The 22194-nt window shown below is 48.2% G+C and carries 23 protein-coding genes and 1 pseudogene; 11 read left to right on the forward strand and 13 right to left on the reverse strand.

Going from position 1 to position 22194, the window contains the following annotated elements:
- Positions 1–15 precede the first annotated feature (15 nt).
- The 7 genes from acpP to ACZ5EJ_RS01865 form a co-directional block, all read right to left on the reverse strand.
- Positions 16–255: an acyl carrier protein gene (acpP, locus tag ACZ5EJ_RS01835; RefSeq protein ID WP_107818309.1), complete on the reverse strand. Its 240-nt coding sequence runs from the start codon at positions 253–255 to the stop codon at positions 16–18.
- 171 nt (positions 256–426) lie between these two features.
- Positions 427–1170, reverse strand: coding sequence for a 3-oxoacyl-ACP reductase FabG (gene fabG, locus ACZ5EJ_RS01840; RefSeq protein ID WP_074455385.1), 744 nt, complete (start codon positions 1168–1170; stop codon positions 427–429).
- 56 nt (positions 1171–1226) lie between these two features.
- On the reverse strand, positions 1227–2165 hold the full coding sequence (gene fabD / locus ACZ5EJ_RS01845) for an ACP S-malonyltransferase (protein ID WP_011633588.1): 939 nt from the start codon (positions 2163–2165) through the stop codon (positions 1227–1229).
- A gap of 3 nt (positions 2166–2168) precedes the next feature.
- A complete protein-coding gene (locus ACZ5EJ_RS01850) occupies positions 2169–3125 on the reverse strand; it encodes a beta-ketoacyl-ACP synthase III (RefSeq protein WP_041353666.1) in 957 nt (318 codons plus the stop codon).
- 16 nt (positions 3126–3141) lie between these two features.
- On the reverse strand, positions 3142–4188 hold the full coding sequence (plsX, locus tag ACZ5EJ_RS01855; protein WP_074709557.1) for a phosphate acyltransferase PlsX: 1047 nt from the start codon (positions 4186–4188) through the stop codon (positions 3142–3144).
- 50 nt (positions 4189–4238) lie between these two features.
- Positions 4239–4421, reverse strand: a complete 183-nt coding sequence (gene rpmF / locus ACZ5EJ_RS01860) for a 50S ribosomal protein L32 (protein WP_011633591.1) — start codon at positions 4419–4421, stop codon at positions 4239–4241.
- 24 nt (positions 4422–4445) lie between these two features.
- The gene (locus ACZ5EJ_RS01865; RefSeq protein WP_464557337.1) at positions 4446–4949 is read right to left on the reverse strand and encodes a YceD family protein; all 504 of its coding nucleotides are present in this window, start codon (positions 4947–4949) and stop codon (positions 4446–4448) included.
- 68 nt (positions 4950–5017) lie between these two features.
- On the opposite strand from ACZ5EJ_RS01865, the gene ACZ5EJ_RS01870 reads away from it, so the two are divergent.
- The 9 genes from ACZ5EJ_RS01870 to ACZ5EJ_RS01910 all read left to right on the forward strand — a co-directional run bounded on the left by ACZ5EJ_RS01870 (position 5018) and on the right by ACZ5EJ_RS01910 (position 15509).
- Positions 5018–5614, forward strand: coding sequence for a Maf family protein (locus ACZ5EJ_RS01870; protein WP_049753145.1), 597 nt, complete (start codon positions 5018–5020; stop codon positions 5612–5614).
- Positions 5615–5751: 137 nt separating this feature from the next.
- A complete protein-coding gene (locus ACZ5EJ_RS01875; protein ID WP_240142192.1) occupies positions 5752–6123 on the forward strand; it encodes a hypothetical protein in 372 nt (123 codons plus the stop codon).
- A 158-nt stretch (positions 6124–6281) separates the two neighbouring features.
- Positions 6282–7658, forward strand: a complete 1377-nt coding sequence (locus ACZ5EJ_RS01880) for a TolC family protein (protein WP_464557340.1) — start codon at positions 6282–6284, stop codon at positions 7656–7658.
- Positions 7655–9151 carry an efflux RND transporter periplasmic adaptor subunit gene (locus tag ACZ5EJ_RS01885; RefSeq protein ID WP_464557342.1) on the forward strand — a complete coding sequence of 499 codons (1497 nt, stop codon included), beginning with the start codon at positions 7655–7657 and terminating at the stop codon, positions 9149–9151. The genes ACZ5EJ_RS01880 and ACZ5EJ_RS01885 overlap by 4 nt, the downstream gene beginning before the upstream one ends.
- A 100-nt stretch (positions 9152–9251) precedes the next feature.
- Complete coding sequence (locus ACZ5EJ_RS01890; RefSeq protein WP_464557344.1) at positions 9252–12461, forward strand: efflux RND transporter permease subunit; 3210 nt, start codon at positions 9252–9254, stop codon at positions 12459–12461.
- A gap of 273 nt (positions 12462–12734) precedes the next feature.
- Positions 12735–13172 (forward strand): hypothetical protein, encoded by a 438-nt coding sequence (locus tag ACZ5EJ_RS01895; protein ID WP_464557345.1) that lies wholly within the window; start codon positions 12735–12737, stop codon positions 13170–13172.
- Between the two features lie 24 nt (positions 13173–13196).
- Positions 13197–13484 carry an HPr-rel-A system PqqD family peptide chaperone gene (locus tag ACZ5EJ_RS01900; protein ID WP_464557346.1) on the forward strand — a complete coding sequence of 96 codons (288 nt, stop codon included), beginning with the start codon at positions 13197–13199 and terminating at the stop codon, positions 13482–13484.
- Positions 13481–14389: an HprK-related kinase A gene (locus tag ACZ5EJ_RS01905; RefSeq protein WP_464557347.1), complete on the forward strand. Its 909-nt coding sequence runs from the start codon at positions 13481–13483 to the stop codon at positions 14387–14389. Before ACZ5EJ_RS01900 ends, ACZ5EJ_RS01905 begins: the two co-directional genes overlap by 4 nt.
- Complete coding sequence (locus ACZ5EJ_RS01910) at positions 14382–15509, forward strand: nucleotidyltransferase domain-containing protein (RefSeq protein ID WP_011633601.1); 1128 nt, start codon at positions 14382–14384, stop codon at positions 15507–15509. The genes ACZ5EJ_RS01905 and ACZ5EJ_RS01910 overlap by 8 nt, the downstream gene beginning before the upstream one ends.
- 10 nt (positions 15510–15519) lie before the next feature.
- On the opposite strand, the gene mgtE is transcribed toward ACZ5EJ_RS01910, so the two are convergent.
- Both mgtE and ACZ5EJ_RS01920 read right to left on the reverse strand, forming a co-directional pair.
- The gene (mgtE, locus tag ACZ5EJ_RS01915; RefSeq protein WP_011633602.1) at positions 15520–16962 is read right to left on the reverse strand and encodes a magnesium transporter; all 1443 of its coding nucleotides are present in this window, start codon (positions 16960–16962) and stop codon (positions 15520–15522) included.
- 446 nt (positions 16963–17408) lie between these two features.
- Positions 17409–18118, reverse strand: a pseudogene (locus ACZ5EJ_RS01920) (IS5 family transposase).
- Positions 18119–18262: 144 nt separating this feature from the next.
- Here ACZ5EJ_RS01920 and ACZ5EJ_RS01925 point away from each other — a divergent pair.
- Both ACZ5EJ_RS01925 and ACZ5EJ_RS01930 read left to right on the forward strand, forming a co-directional pair.
- Positions 18263–19225, forward strand: a complete 963-nt coding sequence (locus tag ACZ5EJ_RS01925) for an IS481 family transposase (protein WP_049753080.1) — start codon at positions 18263–18265, stop codon at positions 19223–19225.
- 161 nt (positions 19226–19386) lie between these two features.
- Positions 19387–19692 (forward strand): DUF1840 domain-containing protein, encoded by a 306-nt coding sequence (locus ACZ5EJ_RS01930; protein WP_074455396.1) that lies wholly within the window; start codon positions 19387–19389, stop codon positions 19690–19692.
- Positions 19693–19728: 36 nt separating this feature from the next.
- Here the strand turns inward: ACZ5EJ_RS01930 and ACZ5EJ_RS01935 are convergent, their stop codons facing one another.
- The 4 genes from ACZ5EJ_RS01935 to ACZ5EJ_RS01950 all read right to left on the reverse strand — a co-directional run bounded on the left by ACZ5EJ_RS01935 (position 19729) and on the right by ACZ5EJ_RS01950 (position 22191).
- Positions 19729–19917 carry a hemolysin III family protein gene (locus ACZ5EJ_RS01935; protein WP_464557349.1) on the reverse strand — a complete coding sequence of 63 codons (189 nt, stop codon included), beginning with the start codon at positions 19915–19917 and terminating at the stop codon, positions 19729–19731.
- Positions 19918–19936: 19 nt separating this feature from the next.
- Positions 19937–21108 (reverse strand): IS3-like element ISNieu3 family transposase gene (locus ACZ5EJ_RS01940; protein WP_464556878.1). Its coding sequence is split into 2 segments (ribosomal slippage): positions 19937–20829 and positions 20829–21108, totalling 1173 coding nucleotides; the frame shifts between segments, so codons are not numbered across the junction.
- Between the two features lie 60 nt (positions 21109–21168).
- Positions 21169–21678: a PAQR family membrane homeostasis protein TrhA gene (trhA, locus tag ACZ5EJ_RS01945; RefSeq protein WP_464557350.1), complete on the reverse strand. Its 510-nt coding sequence runs from the start codon at positions 21676–21678 to the stop codon at positions 21169–21171.
- A 210-nt stretch (positions 21679–21888) separates the two neighbouring features.
- Complete coding sequence (locus ACZ5EJ_RS01950) at positions 21889–22191, reverse strand: sll1863 family stress response protein (RefSeq protein ID WP_011633606.1); 303 nt, start codon at positions 22189–22191, stop codon at positions 21889–21891.
- Between the last annotated feature and the right edge of the window lie 3 nt (positions 22192–22194).

Consider the following 22194-nt stretch of genomic DNA (forward strand, 5'->3'; position numbering starts at 1 on the left):
TTGAAAAAATTATTCTTACTGAGTTGTATTAGCAGCTACGAAATCAATAGCCTCTTGAACTGTATTGATTTTTTCGGCTTGTTCATCAGGAATTTCGCATTCAAATTCTTCTTCCAGTGCCATGACGAGTTCAACTGTATCAAGTGAATCCGCTCCCAGATCGTTGACGAAAGAGGATTCGTTCTTAACTTCTGACTCGTTAACACCTAGCTGCTCGGCTACAATTTTCTTGATACGCTGTTCTATTTCAGTAATTTCCATTGAATACCCATCCTTATCAGGTAAAAAACTCTCGCAAGTTTAACAAATTTCAAACAACCGGCAAAATCTACCCGGTCATATAGGCCAGATGCCATTTACTGCTACAAAAAAATAATGAATGTTCCATAATCTTGAAAGGGTTTGCTAAAAATATCAGAAATCAGGTCATTCCATATACATTCCACCGTTTACATGTAGTGTGGCTCCAGTAATATAGTCTGCAGCTGGGGAGGCTAGGAAAACAACAGCCGCAGCAACATCTTCCGGACGACCCAATCTCCCAAGAGGGATATGCTGGATGAGTGATTGCTGCAGATCTGATGAGAGCGAACGGGTCATGTCGGTATCTATAAACCCCGGGGCTACACAGTTTACGGTAATGTTTCTGCTACCAATTTCTTTTGCAAGCGATTTGCTGAAGCCCATCATTCCAGCCTTGGCCGCTGCATAATTGGTCTGCCCGGGATTCCCGGTAGTACCGACTACTGACGAGATATTAATAATGCGGCCACTGCGTGCTTTCATCATGGCGCGCAGGACAGCGCGGCTTAAACAAAACACGGATTTTAAGTTGGTCTGCAAGACACTATCCCATTCGTCATCCTTCATGCGGGCAAGCAGGTTGTCACGCGTAATACCGGCGTTGTTGACCAGTATTGCAACATCACCCAACGATTTTTGTATGGTTTCAATACCATTATTAATATGCTCGATATTGCTAACATCCATAACCAGACCCATACCTGATACATGAGCCTCACCCAGATACTGATTGATATGGTCAGCTCCGCTCTCGGAAGTTGCAGTGCCAATAATAGTTGCACCGTACTTTCCCAGCTCCAGAGCGATAGCTTTACCGATGCCGCGACTCGCTCCTGTTACCAGTGTAATTTTATGTTCCAGTATCATTCCGAGAGTTTATGAATTGATGGAAGGGTTATTTCTAATGATGTATTACTGACGTACTATTTCAACGTTCCTACCGTTTTGAGAAAGGAGTTGGAATCAGTTAGTGCAATATTCTCCAGATTCTTATCAATGCGTCGCGTCAGTCCGGATAACACTTTGCCTGGACCACACTCCACAACATGTCTTACACCCAGTCCCGCAAGGGCTTGAATTGTCTCTGTCCAGCGAACCGGATTATCGAGCTGGTGCGCAAGTATCTCACGAATAGAAGCTATTTCTGGGTGCTGCTGGACATCGACGTTGTGCAAAACAGGAATCCGGGGAGGTTGGAATGTGATTTTTTCCAGCAGAAGTGCAAATTTCTCGGCTGCTGGTTGCATGAGTGAGCAGTGTGAAGGAATACTCATTGGCAGTATAACCGCCAGTTTTGCTCCTTTTGATTTTGCGAGTGTTACTGCTTGTGCAATTGCCTGAGAATGGCCAGCGATGACGACCTGGCCTGGGGCATTGAAGTTCGCTGGTTCCAGTGATGTATCTGGCAGCATATTTATTACTTCAGCGCATACTGAAGAAATGGTGTCATTATCCAGCCCGACAATGGCTGCCATGCCTCCTGTTCCTTCGGGAACAGTTTCTTGCATGACTTCTGCGCGATGACGAACCAATTTCAGGGCATCACCCAAACTAAGCGATTCGGCAGCTACCAGCGCAGCATATTCGCCAAGACTATGACCGGCCAGATAATGTGGTTGGGTACCTCCTGCCTGCTGCCATGCACGGTAGATGGCCACGTCAGCGGTTAACATGACAGGCTGGGTATTGGTTGTGAGATTCAAAGTGTCTGCTGGTCCGTTACTGGCTAACGACCACAGATCCTGTTGCAGAATATCTGATGCTTCATTGAACGTCTCACGTATTGATGGAAGTTCAGAATAACCATCCATCATACCGACTGACTGAGATCCCTGCCCGGGAAAAATAAAAGCAATCTTCATGTTTTACCAGCGTACCAGAACTGATCCCCAGGTGAATCCACCTCCCACACCTTCCAGCACAACATGCTGGCCTGACTGGACACGCCCGTCTCGAACTGCCTGATCCAGTGCCAGCGGTACAGAAGCAGCTGAAGTATTGCCATGTTGTGTAACAGTCACTACTACCTTCTCTTCAGGTATACCCAGCTTTTTCGCTGTTGAGGTGATAATACGGATATTGGCCTGATGAGGGATCAGCCAGTCGATATCGGAAGATTGTAGATCATTTGCATGCAATGCTTCTAGTACCGCTTCTTCCAGGACTTTAACGGCAAATTTGAATACCGTGCTGCCTTCCATTGTGATGAAGGGTGTGCCTTGTATCTTTCCGGAATGAATAGAGGCAGGGGCTGAAAGAACCTGACTATAGCTTCCATCTGCGTGTAAATGGGATGAGAGAATTCCCGGTTTTTGATCCCGGGTAAGAACTACCGCACCTGCGCCATCTCCAAACAGAACACAAGTGCTGCGGTCGTTCCAATCCATAATCCGGGAATATACTTCGCTGCCAACTATCAGTGCGTTACGGGATTTTCCGGAGCTGACGAACATATCCGCTGTAGCCAAGGCATAAATAAACCCACTACAGACGGCCTGAACATCAAATGCAGGGCTACCAGATATGCCGAGTTTATTTTGCAGAATACAAGCTGTGCTTGGGAAAATCATATCCGGCGTTGTGGTTGCAACAATTACCAGATCAATATCACTTGCCTGAATACCTGCAGCCTCGATGGCATTTCGACTGGCCTCCAAAGCAAGGTCGCTGGCCATCTGGCCCGGCGCAGCAATATGACGTTGTTTGATGCCAGTCCGTGCCTGTATCCATTCATCACTGGTATCAACCATGGATTCAAGCTCCAGGTTGGTCAGGATTTTTTCCGGCAGATAGCTTCCGGTACCAATTATGCGTGAATACATAGCCATGTTCAGTTGCTCACTCTACTGATGCCGGTTGTGTAATGTTTTGCTCAATGTTGTATCGCAGTGTTTCGATATGTTCGACAATGCGTCGCAAGGTGCCACCGCGTATTTCATCTACAGCACGTTTGATGGCGCAGCGAAATGCAAAGCTATCGGCAGATCCGTGACTTTTTATGACAGTACCACGCAATCCCAGCAGACTGGCGCCATTGTACTGTCGATGATCAACGCGCCGCCTGAAGGCATTGATTACCGGCAGAGCTACCAACCCTGCTAGCTTGCTGAATAAAGAGCGTCTGAATTCCTCACGCAGGTAGCTGGCCAGCATCTGAGCCAATCCTTCCGAAGTCTTGAGCGCGACATTGCCAACGAAACCATCGCATACTACGACGTTGGTCGTCCCGCGATAAATATCATCCCCCTCAATGTTGCCGTAAAAATTCAGGCCGCTGCTACGGAATAATCCCGCTGCCTGTTTGACGACATCATTACCCTTGATATCTTCCTCACCAATATTTAAGAGTCCAATACTTGGATTGGGCTTGTTCTCGACAGATGAAACCAGTGTTGCACCCATTACACCAAACTGGAACAGGTGTTCAGCCGTGCAGTTGACATTAGCCCCCAGATCCAGCACATAGGTATGTCCTGAAATAGTAGGCAGAACGACTGCCAATGCGGGGCGATCTATTCCCGGGATGGTTTTGAGTACAAAGCGTGAGGTTGCCAGCAATGCTCCCGTATTTCCTGCACTGATGCATGCTTGCGCCTCACCGTTTTTGACCAGGTTAAGCGCTACACGCATGGAAGAGTCTTTTTTGTTGCGTAGAGCGATAGCCGGATGTTCATCCATACCAACGATCTCGCTTGCCGGATACAGCCTGAGTCGCGAGTCAGGCGATATGTTAAGCGCATTCAATTCCTTCGTGAGGATCTCTGGCCTGCCAACCAGGATAATGTTGGTGTCGCGGTCATGACGCAGATATTCAACAGCCGACGGAACCGTGACATGCGGGCCGTGATCACCACCCATGCAATCAATTGCTACTGTTATGCTCACGTGTCAAAAAGGGGTGGATGGCAGATATGATGAAGAACCAGCTGGGGTCATCAATCGTCGTTTTTAGTTTTAATTACTTTTTTCCCACGGTAAAAACCGTTCGGGCTGATGTGATGCCGTAAATGTGTTTCTCCGGTAGTCGGTTCGATCGCGAGTGGCGGGTTGGTTAATGCATCATGGGAACGATGCATCCCGCGCTTGGAAGGAGATTTCTTATTTTGTTGTACAGCCATAATTTAACTCCCAAAAATATCAATTTAGTGTGTTCGTTTCAACGATGCCAATATGGTAAAAGGATGCTCTTTTGCGGCGGTTGCATATATTCCGGTTTCGGTTGACAGGCAGCACCCGGTATCCTGATGACGAGGAGATATCGGCAGGCCAAGAATGACTTCGTCCTCTACCAGAGTTAGAACACTCAGTTCGTTCGAAGCATAAATCGCATCCACGAAAATATCTTCGTCATAACGTGACAGCTCATCCGCACTTCTGGCCAGAAGCAGTCCTGTTTCCAGATCAAGTTCATATTCCATTTTCCCCAGGCAGCGCTGGCAATTTAAAGCAACGCTTCCGCTGACTGATATTTTCAGCATGGGCCTGTTGTGCTCATCAAACAGCCCGGAGATCAGATAGACTAGCTCTCCTGATGTATTTGCCAGATAACTGTGCAGTCGTTCAAGGTTAACTAAAGGGATGCTTCCTTGAAGGAATCTGTTGCTGCGGACAAAATCCAGCGTATTTATAACAAGTTGGTCGGACATAAGGCGCGCATGTTATATTTTTTATGGAAAAGTGTCAAAATTACAAATCAGTATACTACTATAATATTTTGAAAAGTCGCACTATTTACCCCCGGCTTGTGCTAGGTTCCAGCTCGGTTTATCGGCGTGAACTGCTTCAGCATTTACAAATCCCTTTTGAAACCGCAAATCCGGCCATTGATGAGTCTGCCTTGCCTGAAGAGACGCCGGATGTGACAGCACTGCGCCTGGCAAAAGAAAAGGCGTATGCATTGGTAAAGCAGTTTCCTGATGCACTCATTATCACGGCGGATCAGGTTGCTACGTTGGATAAAATACAATTAGGCAAACCACTGAATCATGAAAATGCTGTTCGGCAGCTGCGCTTGATGCGTGGCAGGGAGGTTGTTTTTCATACGGCGCTATGTTTATTTAACAGTCGTACAGCTTGTCTGCAAGCGCGTATTGTTCCTTGCTCGGTGAAGTATCGTGAGTTAAATGATGATCAGATTGAACGTTATCTCGCGAGAGAACAGCCTTACCATTGTGCGGGCAGTGCAAAATCGGAAGGATTGGGTATTGCCCTGATCGAACGTATAACCGGGGAAGATCCCAATGCGTTGATCGGGTTACCGTTAATAGCGCTGGTAGAGATGTTAATGATGGAAGGCGTGGAGATACTGTAACCACTTGGGCTTTTACTTGAGAAAGCCGAATGGTTTTTCTGGTTTTCTCCTGTTAATCCTGAGATGACGGATACTCGAATTTACGTGTTAGTGTTATATTACCAGCTGTTAAATTGATGTATGCCAATGTTTTTCAAATGAATAAACCTCTTGCTGCCAGATTCATCGTTCTGACATTTCTTGTCAGCATGCTGGCAAATACATTTGGATGGTCATTCAACAGTAAGATATTCGCACACGAACTGGCTCATCTGCATCACGGGGAGTTGTTTCTGATGTACCCCGATAAACATCTTGAATTACATCAAACGCTTGATAGCACCATAGATTGGGATGCTGCTACCCATTTGTGCCTGCATGCTGCCGGCCAGTTTCAACCTTTCTATTTGCACCCGGCTTTGCAGATAGTCACTGTTGCAACCAGGGAGGTGATGGTCGAAAGTGTAGTTAAAGCTTTCCCGGAATCGGTTCCTGATCCTTTTTTTCGTCCTCCCCGCTTTTTCTCCTGAGTCAATTTTTTACCGGTATGACGGTTTCGGCATGCCGGATGATTATCTGGCATGCCGTCCGACACTGTTGCAGAAACAGTCTTGAATTCTGAATATTAAGGTTGTTTTCGCAATATCCGGTGTGTAACTTACGGCATGACTGTTCATGGGGAATCATCGTGATTGAGTATCAGACAGCGAAGACAATATTGCAACAACTTCGCACAAGGCAGATGGTGCTTGTCTTTACATTATTCTTTGCAGGAATTATACCTATCTTGGGGCATGGCATGGCTTATGCCGATACCCATCCAGTCATCAATATACTGGCGGAGAGAGGTGAGGATCTGACCTTGCGTCAGGCGCTGCAACAGGTTTTGCAAAATAATCCTGAACTGGCAGCTTATTCCAGAGAAGTAGCTGCTTATGAAGGGACAAAATTACAGGCCGGTTTGCTGAAAAATCCTGAATTCAGTGTCGGGGCAGAAAGTATTGATTCCTCCAACCCGAAAATAGAAAGATTTACAACTTTCCGTATCAGTCAGTTGATTGAGCTTGGTGGTAAGCGATCTGCCCGGGTGAGTGTGGCAACACTGGGGCAGGAGCTGGCCAATCAGGCTTATGCTGCCAAACGGTTAGAAGTTATTGCCCGTACTGCCAATGCTTTTATTGATGTGCTGGAAAATCAGGTGCATGTAAGCGTGATGGACGACACTTTGCGTCTGATGCAAAAGGCAATGAAAACAGTTGTTAAACGGGTCGAAGCGGGGAAAGCGCCGCCTATTGAAGCTACTCGTTCAAAGGTAGCATTATCCGCTGCGAGTATTGAACTGGAACAGGGTAGGCGCAATTTGTCAGCGGCGCGGGTAAAGTTGGCGCTTCTCTGGGGGGAGGCGGAGCCGCGCTTCGGCCAGGCCTTGGGAGAACTGGAATCATTTGTTGAGATACCGGAATTTGATCAGCTGGTAAAACGCCTTGAAGAAAACCCGATCATGCTGCAAAGCCTTAAAAATATCGCGCAGCGTGAGGCGATGGTCGAGTTGCAAAAAGCGAATAAAATTCCTGATGTAACAGTTGGTGCAGGTATTCAGCGCTATTTCGGGATAGACAAGACTACTGCTGTGCTGGATATATCTATTCCTATTCCAATTTTCGATCGTAATCAGGGAAATGAACTGGAAGCCCGCCAGCGCCTGAATAAAGCAATGGATGAACGCGCGTCAGTGGAATTGCAACTTAGAACAGAATTTGCACGTAACTACGAGAATCTGCTGGCTGCCCGGAATGAGATTCGGGTATTGCATGATGAGGTGTTGCCGGGTGCGCAGAATGCCTTTGAGATTACCAATCGGGGTTACCAGCTGGGTAAATTCAGTTTTCTGGAAATGCTGGATACTCAGCGCGCTTTTTTCCAGAATCGTATTCTTTATGTGCGGGCACTGGCCAATTATCAGCGTCTGGTCAATATCATCGAGCAGTTGATTGCAGCGCCGCTTGCTGATTCAGCTGCAGATTACACAAAGCTCAATACTCAAGGGAAGGAGCGTAATCAATGAACGTTAGCGGACGATTACCCATTGTGGCAGTTATTCTGGTTGGCGTTTTGCTAGGGGCGTTGCTTTTGATCCAGGATAAATTCAGGCTGCCGGATGCTGAAGAGTCATCTCATTCTTTTGCAGGGACAACTGAACATCAATCAACGATTGGACCGAAGGGTGGAGAGCTGTTCTCGGAAGATGATTTAAGCCTTGAGTTGACTATTCAGGAGAGTGGCACGTTTCCACAATTCAGGCTCTATCCATATCGACAGAAACAACCACTGGCACCGACTGAAGTAAAGGTAACGATTGCATTGTCCCGTCTTGGCAGACCAGCGCAACTGTTTCACTTCAGGCCGGAAAGTGACTATCTGGTTAGCGATCAGGAAGTGGGAGAACCTCATTCTTTCGAGCTGGTCATTGTTGCTGAATATCAGGGCAAGACCTATCGCTGGCATCACAGCGAGGTTGAGGCGCGTGTAGAAATGTCCGATACGGCGATGCAAAGCAACGGTATTGAACTGGCCACAGCTGGTCCTGCCGTCATTCACTCTAAAATTACGCTGCCGGGCGAAATTATTTTCAATGAACATCATATCGTGCATGTCGTGCCGCGTTTGCCCGGCATGGTGGTATCGATTAAACGCCATCACGGACAAAGAGTGAAAAAGGGAGAGGTGCTTGCGATCATGGAAAGTGCCATGCTGGCCGATTTGCGCAGCCAATACCTGCTTGCCCGCAAGCGCCTGGTGCTGGCACAAACAATTTATGATCGGGAAGAGCAGTTGTGGCGGGAAAAAATCACAGCAAAACAGGATTACCTTGTAGCACAACAGCAACGGGAAGAAGCCAGCATAGCAACCCAGCTGGCAGCCGAGCGCTTGCGAGCGCTGGGCGTACAGCCAGAATCCGGGTTGTCTTGGGAAAATATTGCGCATTATAAAATCCGTTCTCCTATTTCCGGGATTGTCATTGATGAAGCAATTGTTACAGGAGAGGTCGTCAAGGAGGATAAGACTGCGTATATCGTTGCTGACATTTCCACAGTCTGGGCGGCTGTCAGGGTATTCCCCCGGAATCTGCATCAGGTTCACATAGGTCAGCAGGCTGTCATCCGGGCAAATGCCTATGATTTGACGCGGGAAGGTAAGGTGATTTACGTGACGACACTGCTTGACGAACAAACACGCACAGCCATTGCCCGGGTGCAGCTCGATAATCGGGATGAACAATGGCGCCCTGGCATGTTCGTCAAGGCCGATTTGCAGACCGAAGCAGTCGAAGTCCCGGTGGCGGTGTCGCTGGAAGCGATACAGACACTGAATGACCAGTCGGTAGTGTTTGGTCGCTACGGAGAGTATTTCGAAATGCGTCCGCTCAAACTAGGCCGCAGCGATAGCCAGATGGCTGAGGTAGTCGAAGGCTTGTTTGCAGGCGAAGACTATGCAACGAGTAACAGCTTCATCATTAAATCAGAGCTGGGGAAGGCTGGAGCAGTACATGACCATTGAGGAAACATGGGTTAATCGTTTGCATAATCGGGCCATATCGCCTGTTTTCTGTTTTATCTTGTTTTTGGCGGCAACAATCGGTTGAGCGGAGATACTACTCATGTTTGAACATATTCTGCATGTCGTGATTCGCCATCGTGGATTGGTGTTGTTGGCCGTTCTGGCTATGGCCGTGCTGGGTTTGCATAGCTACCAGCGATTGCCGATTGATGCCGTACCTGACATTACCAATGTGCAGGTGCAGATCAATACGGCCGCACCCGGCTATTCACCCATGGAAGTCGAGCAACGCATTACTTTCCCGGTAGAAACCATTATGGCAGGGTTGCCCGGGCTGGATTACACACGCTCATTGTCTCGCTACGGGTTATCCCAGGTAACGGTGATATTTCAGGATGGAACCGACATTCATTTTGCCCGTCAATTGGTCGGTCAGCGTATCCAGGAGGCGAAAGGGCAATTGCCGGTTGGTGTCGAGCCGGTAATGGGGCCTGTTTCCACTGGCTTAGGGGAAATATTCATGTGGACGGTCGAAAGTATTGCGGGCGCGCGTAAACCGGATGGCGCACTCTATACATCCACTGATCTGCGTGAAATTCAGGACTGGATCATCCGGCCGCAATTACGCATGGTGAAAGGGGTGACAGAGATCAACACCATCGGCGGATTCGTCAAGCAATATCACGTCACACCCTATCCGGAAAAACTCATCGCCTATGGCCTGACCCTGCAGGAAATTGTTACTGCACTGGAGCGCAACAACCTCAATCTGGGGGCGGGTTACATCGAGAAGCGTGGCGAGCAGTACCTGGTACGTTTACCGGGGCAGGTTACCAATCTGGATGAGATTGGCGAGATTACGCTGGGCAGTAGGCAAGGCACGCCGCTGCACATCAAGGATGTGGCCGATATCCTGATTGGCAAGGAGTTGCGTACAGGTGCTGCTACCCGTAATAGTGAAGAGGTGGTGCTGGGAACTGCCCATATGCTGATCGGAGAGAATAGCCGTACCGTAGCGCATGCAGTTGCCAATAAGCTGATGGAAATTAACCGTTCGCTGCCAGCTGGAGTGGTGGCTGTTCCGGTGTACGATCGAACCACGTTGATTGATGGCACGATTCATACCGTGGCCAGTAATCTGGTTGAAGGGGCCTTTCTTGTGATCGTCGTCTTGTTCCTGTTTCTGGGCAATATCCGTGCGGCGATAATTGCCGCACTCGTTATCCCGTTGTCGATGCTGTTTACGTTTAGCGGCATGGCGGCTAATCACGTCAGCGCTAATCTGATGAGTCTGGGCGCACTGGATTTCGGCATCATCGTGGATGGCGTTATCGTCATCATTGAGAACTGTATCCGCTGTTTTTCCCAGGAACAAGCCAGGTTGGGACGGACGTTAAGCCGGGAAGAACGACTGAAACTGGTTTTCACAGCAACTCAGCAGGTAAGGCGTGCGCTGATTTACGGACAGGTGATCATCATGATCGTCTATCTGCCGATTTTTGCCTTGTCTGGCGTCGAAGGTAAGATGTTTCATCCCATGGCGTTTACTGTGGTGGCAGCATTGCTGGGTGCGTTGATTCTATCGGTGACTTTTGTACCGGCAGCGATAGCCCTGTTTCTGACTGGCAAGGTGACAGAAAAGGAAAGCTGGATCGTTGTGTGGTGTAAACGCTTCTATCGGCCGATGCTCGCGACAGTTATGCGCAATCAGGGCCTAACCATTACCGTTGCTGCAGTCATCATGGTTTTATCGATATTATTGGCAACCCGCCTGGGCAGCGAATTTGTACCTAACCTGAATGAAGGGGATATTGCGTTGCACGCGATCCGGATTCCCGGGACGAGCCTTTCTACTGCTATCACCATGCAAAGCGAGTTGGAAAAAGTAATCCAATCGTTTCCTGAAGTGGAGCGGGTATTTAGCAAGATTGGAACGGCAGAGGTTGCAACGGATCCGATGCCTCCCAGTGTGGCTGATATTTTTGTCATGCTAAAACCGCGATCGGAATGGTCTGGCCGCTACCGGACCAAGGATGAGCTGATTGCTGCAATGGAAAAGGCAGTATTGCAGGTACCAGGGAACAATTATGAATTTACCCAGCCGGTTGAAATGCGTTTCAATGAGTTGATCGCCGGTGTGAGAGCCGATGTGGCGATCAAGGTATTCGGTGACGATCTGGATAAGTTGTTCGCTGTGGGGAAACGTATTGAAGCGTTGGTGGCAACCGTGCCAGGTGCTGCGGATGTGAAAGTGGAACAAGTAACCGGATTGCCGGTATTGTCTATTCAAGCCAATCGCACAAATATCTCACGTTATGGTTTGAATGTTGCAGATGTGCAAGATACTGTGGCCATTGCGGTTGGTGGCAAGAGTGCAGGCTTGATTTTTGAAGGAGATCGCCGCTTTGAGCTGCAGGTGCGGCTACCCGAATCATTGCGTACGGATATTGAAGCATTACGCTACCTGCCGATTGGTCTGCCGGTTCAGTCTGGGGTGCAGGAGGGGATGCTGGCTGGCCAGATGTCATCAGCTGGATCGGCTGCCTTTGTGACGTTGGGCGAGGTGGCCGATTTTGAAATTGTGCAGGGGCCGAACCAGATTAGCCGTGAGAACGGGAAGCGGCGGGTGGTGGTGTCTGCCAATGTGCGCGGGCGTGATCTTGGTTCCTTCGTCAAGGAAGCACAGACGTTGGTGAATGAAGAAATACAGATTCCCTCAGGGTATTGGCTGGCGTGGGGGGGGCAGTTTGAACAAATGATTTCAGCTGCGGAACGTCTGCAAATTGTGGTGCCGGTCGCGCTAACGCTGATTTTTGTTGTGCTCTACATTGTGTTCGGTAATTTTCGGGATGGCATGCTGGTATTTACCGGCGTGCCATTCGCACTGACAGGTGGAATACTGGCTTTATGGTTGCGTGATATTCCGCTGTCTATTTCTGCTGGTATCGGGTTTATCGCCCTGTCAGGAATTGCAGTGATGAACGGGCTGGTCATGCTGACATTTATCCGGGAATTGCGTCAGAATGGGCATGCGCTGATGGATGCTGTCCAAACTGGTGCACTGACACGGCTGCGGCCAGTATTGATGACTGCGCTCACCGATGCGGTTGGCTTCATTCCCATGGCGCTAGCAACCGGTCTGGGTACAGAAGTGCAGCGTCCATTGGCTACAGTGGTGATCGGTGGCATCCTTTCCTCGACTATCCTGACATTACTGGTGTTACCAGTGCTGTACCATATGCTTTACAAACACTGGGAAACGGATCATCAGCTAAAAACAGAAATGCTGCTGGCTGCAAAAGCCGGATGAGGTTATTTCCGACGGATCTATTGTTGAGACAAGTTGCCATTTTTTGAAACATCTGGGTGTCGAGTTTTTTTACATCTCGATGAGCCAGGAATTTTTTAGATAGGTAAATAAATTTATCTTTTTGTTTTTTATGATATAAAAAATACTGTTTGGATATGGCATGAAATATGCTTGTTTATAGAATTAAAGACATATTAAGAACCTATTTTTTGCCGGCTATTGTTATACTGGCAACTGATTTTTCCTGAAACTTTGCATGAGAGGTGACTGAACATGTCGGAAAAAAATATACCGGAACAATTGAAGCAGGATGCAGTTGGTGAACAGACGACGGCTGTTCTTCCTCCCCAGCCGGCTCGCAGACGATTACTCAAAAGTACCGTTGCCATTCCAGTCATCATGACCTTACATAGTGGGGCGGCACTGGCACGGACGAGTAATCTGGTAGGCGCGGTTACAGATCTGGATTCGGCGGCGAAGAAGATGAATGATCTGGAACAAGCACGAATCGTGTGCGTCAATCCCGGAGATGGTCCTATTGAAGAAAGTAGCTCCACTTATGATTTAGGCATGAATCCGACAGCAGCCTTGGGTGATGCATCGCAAGATTTGGCAACACAGGCAGAGAATTGCCAAACGGGCGGAGGCATTCTGATTTCAGTGACTGCGTTTCAATCTCTTCAAGGCAGAGGTTTTTTCAGCGATCTATAATAATTGGCAGTAGTGGTAAATTGAATGAATAGCTGGTATTCATCTCATGTTTCGTCACTGTACATAGAAAACTGGGATGGTGAATTTACCGTGTTCCAGCCTGAATCCGGGAAAACCCATTTTTTGAATGAAATGGGGTTGCACATTCTGACGATGCTTGATGGCTCTCCCCTCGGACTCAATACAATTTGTCAGGAGTTATCAGTACATTTTTCATTACAGCCTGATACTCAATTTTTCGGGAAAATTGCCCAGACCTTACAGCGTTATGAGGTGTTAGGACTGATCGAGAGGGTAAAAGAAAACGAGTGAAGGTCGAACAGCTTTCACTGGATGAATTGCGTGTATTGCTCGCTGGCCAAGGTCTGCGGGTAAAGATGGGTCCGTTCAATCTATCTGTTCAAGCCCGGTTACCATCACTTATTCATCAGCTTCACCAGATGTATGCTCACTATTCACTAGTGGATGAGGAAGAGATTGTTGAATTTCATGTCCGAGTCATTCCCAAGCGCTCGATCAGACAGCCATTTGCGCGATTGATCCGATTCGAAGTTGATGGCCGCTCCCCGTTTCCGCCTGTTCCCGTAGAGCAGGCACTGGCGACCCTGGAATGGGGAGTGAATCTTGTCATTGCCATGCGCATCAATCATCTGTTGCTGTTTCATTCTGCCGCAGTGGAACGTAACGGCCATGTACTGCTGCTGCCGGCCTGGCCGGGCAGCGGCAAGACAACTTTGAGCGCTATGCTCATGCACCGTGGTTATCGTCTGTTTTCTGATGAATTCGGACTGATGGCTCCTGAAATCGGTGATTTTTTTCCACTTCCCCGGCTGATGCCGCTCAAAAATCAATCTATTAAAGTCATTCGTGATTATCTGCCAGAAGCCGTACTGGGGCCAGAAATACCTGGCACATTGAAGGGCACGGTTGCGCATATACGTCCACCGCAAGAAAGTATTGAGCGGGTAGATGAGGCTGCCCAACCCCGCTGGATTGTTTTCCCGAAATGGGTAGCTGGTGCTGCTTTGCGGCTGGAGTCTTTGCCACAATCCGAGGCGTTTCTGTTGCTTGCAACAAACGCATTTAACTACGAAGTGCTGGGGGAAGCTGCATTTGATGCGGTAACGCGACTGGTTCGGGGCTGCGAGTGTCGCAAACTAGTGTATTCCGATTTTGACAGTGCATTGGCTGCATTGGATGAACTGACCGATGGCTGAGTTTAAGGTTGATACCAGGCTGGATCATCACCAGTTACTGCTGGAAGCGATTATCCGGCCTGCTGTCCTGATCGATTACAGTAATTCGCAATGGGAGTTGCTGTTGCGAGTGGCAAGGCGCGCAAAGTTGCTTGGTTACCTTGCTGCCTGGCTGGAAAAAGATGGATTGCTGGATAAAATTCCGCAGCGAGCTGTCAATCTGTTGCGCTCCAGTTTGATTCAGGTAAAAAAACAGCAGCAATCGGTAAATTGGGAGTTGAGTCGGATATTATGGGCGCTCGATGGCCGAGAGATCCTGATCATCGTACTTAAAGGCATGGCGTATCAGCTACAAGACTTGCCGAATGCTGCCGGGCGCATCTTTGCTGATCTGGATTTACTGGTTTCGAAGGAAGCTCTTGGTCAGATTGAATCCGTGCTATCGGAGAAAGGCTGGCAGCACCACGCGCTCACCAATTATGACGAGCGCTATTACCGTGAATGGAGCCACGAAATTCCTGCGTTGGTGCATCCTGAGCGCGGGGTTGAGGTAGATGTGCATCACACGCTTTCCTCACCGCTGGGCAATCTGAAAATTGATCCGCTACCGTTCCAGGAAGCAGCGATCAAAGTGGAGGATGAAGGTGTTTATGTGCTGAGTCCGGAAGACATGCTGTTACACTGCGCAGTCAATCTGTTTCAGAACAATGAATTGGCCGATGATCTACGTCATTTGCTGGATTTTCATGAAATTTTGCAATTTTTCAGCCAGCAACAGTTGTCTTTCCAGGAGAAGCTGATCAATCGCGCCAACCGGCTTGGGCTGGGTAGACCGCTTTTTTACAGCCTCTATTTTAGTCGTTTATTACTGCACTCATCGGTTCCGGATCAACTGAAAAAACGGTTAAATCATCAACCTGGCTGGCTGGCATTACGCATCATGCATAATTGCGTGCCGCTGGCGTTGCTGCCGCAACATCCTGATCAGCCATCAAAACGGGCGGAACTCGCGCGTTTGTTGCTCTACTTGCGCAGCCACTGGCTGCGCATGCCGTTGTATCGCCTGTTGCCACATCTGATCTACAAGTTTTATTTGTCAGTATTTCCTGGTAAGAGCGCTCGTGCCAGGCGGAACGGGTGATTCTGGAAAATTACAGCAAAAAAAGTGTTGCCAGCCCCAGAAAAATGAAAAATCCTCCACTATCAGTGACGGCAGTAATCATGACACTGGAGCCAAGTGCTGGATCACGCCCCAGTTTTTTGCGTGTCAGCGGGATGAGTACCCCGACAAATGCAGCGAGAAGGAGGTTTAACAGCATGGCAAGCGACATTACCAGGCCGAGCTGTATATTCTGATAGATGGCATAAGTAAATACCCCTACGAGCCCTCCCCAGACGATACCATTAACGATACTGACACTGATTTCCTTGGTGATCAGTTTGAGGGTGCTGCCTTGACTGACCTGCCCCAGTGCAAGGGCGCGCACGATCATGGTGATCGTTTGATTGCCGGAGTTACCGCCAACACCGGCTACGATAGGCATCAGGGCAGCCAGTGCAACCAGTTTTTCAATTGAATTTTCAAAAAGTCCGATCACGCGGGAAGCAAAGAATGCTGTAACCAGATTGATCGCTAGCCAGGCCCACCGGTTGCGGACACTTTTCCAGACGGGAGCGAATAAATCTTCTTCTTCGCTTAACCCGACCTGATTGCGTGCTTCAAGATCAGCCTTTTCACGCATGAAATCAATGACCGCATTAACAGTTACTCTGCCTAGCAGCTTTCCTTCCGGGGAAACAACTGCAGCTGTTATCAGATCGTAACGTTCAAATGCATCTGTTGCCTGTTCAGCCTTATCATCTGGAAGGAATTTGACTGTTTTAGGCGTCATGACTTCAGTTACGGTGGTGTTTGGATCGCTAACCAGCAATCGGTTCAACAACAGAGTTCCTTGCAGGTGTTCGTTACGATCAACTACAAACAGCTGATCGGTGTGATCCGGCAATTCACCAAGTCGGCGTAAATAGCGAAGAACAACCTCGATACGCACATTTCCACGTACGATAATGACATCAAAATCCATCAGCGCGCCCACTGCATCTTCAGAGAAGGACATGGCTGCACGCAGTTGCTCACGTTCTTCCATGGGCAATGCCCGGAAAACATCTTCCATGACGTCGCTGGGCAAATCCGGTGCCAGATCGGCAATTTCGTCTGCATCCAGCTGCTCTGCCGCGGCAACCAGCTCCTCGCTGTCCATATCCTCGATCAGCGTCTGGCGAACGGCATCGGAGACTTCGAGCAGTACCTCACCATCATGCTCAGCCTTGACAAATCTCCAGACGATCAAGCGATCTTCGAGTGGGATCATCTCCAGAATACGGGCAATATCTGCCGGATGAAGTTTATCCAGCGCTCCACGTAGATTGGCGAGATTCTGTTTTTGTATGATTGATTCAATCAATTCTGGCTCTGGGGTATCCTGCAGACGAACGAAACCTTCTACCAGTTTGTATCTTTGCAGTAGAGAGATAATTTTCTGCAGTTTGCTTTCCAGGTTTTCGTCCTGATTTTCGTGATGTTCTTCAGTCATGGCTGAACCGGTAATCGTGTTTGTTGGCTGGAAGCCGTTATAAGAATCAATGAAGTGCGCGTATCAGCTGCATGATTATTTGATATCAGAAATATCAGTTGAGAAATGGGCAAGGAAAAATGACTCCGTGAAGTTTCTCGGGATGTCCGGAATGCTATCGGCAGTAAAGATAAACAATCCCTGTTTCTGCCTTCATTATTGGTTGCAGTCAGGTACCAGTGGCAAAAATACCGGGTTTTCTCGCGAACGCAATAATTATTGCAGCGCAAAACACATCAGCTGCGAGGTACAGAGAAGACAGGGAAGCTGACATTGTTTGGGCTCGATAGCACGCCCGTAACTGCTTTTTATTTTAGCATGGAATTTTTACGGGACAGTTACACAACAGGCAGTGTGGTTTGTTACTGCTGTGTTTTTTTCTTGATTGCTATGGCCCTGTTCCCATTTCACATTGGTAACCACAGGAAGGTACAAACCATAGCCACGAGGCTTTCGTGGTTTTGTTTGAATTTATCAAAGCACAGGACCACCGCCCGGCACTGTTTCAACCGTGTGAAAATATTTTTTACCAGGTGTCGGTACCGGTATAGTCCTCGCTCCGGATCTGCATTATCTGTTTTGGAGTTACCCCTTCCCTGGAATGACTGCCTTGGCACCTTGTTGTTCGCTTTGATCGTGAATGGCCTAACTGTCATAGTCCTTTGTCTGCGATAATGGATTGAGCCGCGCCCAGCATGAATCAAAGCCAATGCGTGTGTGCAATCATTGATCTGACTACCGGTAATATCGAATGCGATGGGGGAAGTCCGTGGGTATCTACCGCCATGTGAATTTTGCACCGCCCCGGCTTTTCCCGATTGCCTTATCCTTACCGCTCGCACTGTGCTGGTGAGCCTTGATAGCTACCATCGATAAAAACCCGCTCCATGTCCGGCTCAACCACCAGAGCCTGAAATACCTTGAGCCATTTTCCGCTGGCAGATCAGGCGGTGAATCGTTTATAAACCTTGCTCCAGCTCCCGAATGAACCGGTACCATGCGGTACAGTATGCCTTCGACAGTCATACAGCAAATCTTGCTTGTTGTAGAGGTGGTTGTGAAGCAAAATGGCCAGTAGCTTCGGCCAGAGCTCAGCATTGAGCAATAATCGGAGCATTGCAAGCTCGTATTGCTGGTGAGAGCTACAACGATACGAACTTGCTTCTTTAAATCAATATTGAGATCAAATAGGAACAGACCCTAGATGTTTAGTCCCACGGTGTGCTGGTGTAACATATAACCAGCTACGGAGGGATGATTTATGGGACAGATATTACACGGAAGCGCCCGCACGACAGCGGCGGTACGTCGAGCGATACAAAATAGTCAAGAGAGTCTGAATGTTCTGGCCAAGCGGCATGGGATTAATCCAAAAACGGTAGCGAAGTGGCGGAAGCGGGAATTCACCCACGATGCACCGATGGGCCCCAAAGAGTCGCACTCGACTGTTTTAAGTCTGGAAGAAGAAGCCGCTGTTGTGGCGTTTCGCAAACATACGCTTCTACCGCTGGATGATTGTCTATATGCCTTGCAACCAAGCATTCCGCATTTAACCCGCTCAAGCCTGCATCGCTGCTTTCAACGGCATGGCATCAGTCGGTTGCCGGAGGTTGATGGTGACAAGCCAAAGAAAAAGTTTAATGCCTATCCAATTGGCTACTTCCATATTGATATTGCCGAAGTTCGTACGAAGGAAGGTAAACTCTATCTTTTTGTAGCCATTGACCGGACATCAAAGTTCGTTTTTGTTCAACTCCAGAACAAAGCCAACCGCAACACGGCAACCGCCTTCTTGAAGGCCGTGATCGAGACTGTTCCCTACAAGATCCATACAATCCTGACTGATAACGGTATCCAGTTTACGTTCCCGGCGCGTTATCGGAATGGGCCAACGGCTCAGTATGTAACGCATATGTTCGATAGGTGTTGTCAGATCAACGGCATCGAGCACCGTCTCACCAAACCCAACCATCCCTGGACCAATGGTCAGGTTGAACGCATGAATCGAACCATCAAGGATGCGACTGTAAAACGGTATTATTACGACTCACACGATCAGCTGAAGGCCCATCTCCATCGCTTTGTGATGGCTTATAACTTCGCCAAAAGACTAAAAGCTCTCAAAGGCCTAACACCCTATGAATACATCTGCAAAATCTGGAAAAATGAGCCAGATCGTTTTATCTTTGACCCATTCCAGCACACCGTGGGACTAAACACCTAGAGCTCTGGCGAGGATAAAATTATCATCAGTATTCACAAGAAGAGACTACTCATTTAGCAAGTGAGAGGAAGCGAATATCTACACAATTACCGGAAAACGGAATGCGGTATTGAAAAAGTAAATTAATCACAATCGATCCATTACCTATCAAGGAGAAATGCATGCTCGTGACATTCAAAACCGATAGCTATGCTGATATCACCATGTTTGGAGAAGACGCGCTAACCATGTTGAAAATGATGGGGCACAGTGAAACCGTACCGGGCGCTATTCTGGCAGCAGATGTTCCTCAAGCACTGCATCGGTTAACAACTGCTTTAAATATACAAAAAGAAATCTCGCCACCAGTCGAGAATAAGGATGAAGATACAAATGAGCCGGTGGTAAGCATGATTAATCGAGGACTGCCTCTAATTGAGTTACTGACTGCCGCAGCAAAGGCAGGTTGTAACGTAATGTGGGAATGAATCGATACCAGGAAAAATTAGGCCTGGTGGGAAGCTCTATCTGGAAAAACCATACTGCCAGGGAGCTGCATACCAGAGGACTGCAAAGTAGTGGCAGACAGTACCCACCATTACAAACAAATGCCAGATGAAGTGACCGTATCGAAAACGTGAGTCGGTCGCAAAAAAGAATACGCCGATCGTATAAGTCACCCCTCCTGCAATCAACCATAGTAACGTGGTCAAGTAAAATCGGACACCTCAGTTAAGCTGCTTTTATCGATTTTGCTGCTTCTGCTTCATATTGATTCGGACTTTTGTAATCCAGGTATGAATGCAGTCTTTGGTTATTATAAAACACGGCGATATACTGCAAAATATCCTGCTGTGCTGCATGGCGGGTTTGGTAATGCCGCCATTGGCAGCGTTCCTGCTTGAGGCTGCCAAAGAAACTTTCCGCAACCGCATTATCCCAACAATTTCCCAGACGACTCATACTGCCAATAAAACCGTATGCTTTCAGTAGATTGCGGTATGCTTTGCTAGCATACTGCGACCCACGATCCGAATGCACGATCAGGCCAGGCGGTGGCCGGCGTAGCCAGATCGCCATTCGTAATGCATCACAAACCAGTGTTGTTTTCATCCGTGAGCTCATACTCCAGCCCACCACCTTTCGGGAGAACAAATCGATGACAACCGCCAGATACAGCCAGCCTTCCTGAGTCCAAATGCAGGTAATGTCGCAAACATAGACTTGATCCGGTCTGGCAACCGTAAATTGCCGATTCAATTGGTTCTCAAACACTGGCAACGGGTGATTGCTGTCCGTCGTCACCTTGTACTTCTTCCGGTGTTTCACTTGTATCCCGGCTTCTTGCATTAGTCTTCTCGCCTTCCAGCGACTAACCCGATAGTCCAAGGCATTTAGCGCTCGTTTCATCCTGCGACTGCCATAGGTGTAATCGCATGATTTTGCAATATTCTGCACAGCATTAAGTAGTTGCCTGTGGTGTAGATCATCCGGGCAATTGCAGCGGCGTTGTTCATAGTCATAGTAAGCACTGCGACTGACACCCAATAGCCGGCACATCAGGCCGACCGGGTAGGTCTTTTTCTTTTGGGTGATGAACGAATACTTCACTTCGTTTCTTTCGCGAAAAAGACCGCCGCCTCCTTTAGTATTTGCCGCTCAAGCTTTAATTGCTTGTTTTCTAGTTTAAGCCGCCGGATTTCTTCCTGCTCCGGTGTCAGTTTCCCATTACCGCGGAATGCCTGACCATTAGTATCCGCCTGGCTCTCCCTGATCCATCGCCCAAGCATGTTAGCCCTGATTTCCAGGCTTCTGGCAGCTTCTGCTATCGTTAATCCCTGATCCAGTACCAAGCTGATTGCATCCAGCTTGAATTCCTTTGTATAGTGTTTCCTAGGCTCCATTTCATCCTCCAATTAAGACTATTTTCTCTTAACTGGAGTGTCCGGGTCTATTAGACCATATCATAGTAAGCCGGATACAGGTATGCGGGTGTACAACGGGTAAATTGCGATGAGAATGAGCCACCCCATAAGCAGATAAAGACTGGTGGTGATAATGGGGTTGTGCATCTTATCGAATGCTTTCAATGTTACTCCGATTGCGGCGAGCCCCCAGACGATCCCAAAGAGTGTCCATCCCCATGGACCACGAAGCACACCCAGCGTGAACGGCGTGTAGGTACCAGCGATGAGGAGATAGATCGCAGAATGTTCGATAATCTTAAATACACGCTTAGCCTTGCCTTGCGGCAAAGCATGATAGAGGGTAGAAGCGAGATACAGCAGGATCATCGTTGCTGCAAAAAAACTCGCACCAATGATAAAGCCTGTATCTGCGTACTGCACCGCACGCATAATAAGAAATGGGGTTGCTATCAGTGCTGCGACCAGTCCTATACCGTGGCTGATGCTGTTCGCGATCTCTTCTCCCAGAGATTGCTCACGTTCGGGTACTGCGAGCAATATGCTCACGATGTTTCAACCTACGTAGTTTATATAGGTGAAGAAAACGACTTGATGGACGAACGACACTGCTTCCAGGAAGTACTCAAGCCTGATTTTCGTCGGCTGGAGGTAGGCCTTTTGGTATATTTCATGGATGGAGGTTGTTAGACATTTGCGATACCCACGCTAATTGATGCGCATATTAGCGTGGGACGGTTTTTACAAGGCTAATAACATCTAACCTTTAAACTTGTCTTTTAACTTTGCGGCTGCATCTCGGACAGCACTACTTAGCGAATCCCAAGCATCCTCTGCGCTATCCTTAAGATCCTCCCACGCATCCTCGCTGGCCTCAGCCAGTTCCCCCATCTTAGCCTTCGCAGTATCAACCTTTTGCTCAAGTTCTCCTATCTGCTTATCATATTTTATGCGGGTATCAGCTGCAGAACTCTTCGCTTCAGCCCTCAGTTCTGCCAATTTGGCCTGTGCCAACTCAATTTCGGCTTCTATCTTTTGTTTGTATGCTTCTTTCGTGCTCATAAT

This window comes from Nitrosomonas sp. TNE100 (genome assembly GCF_055387135.1).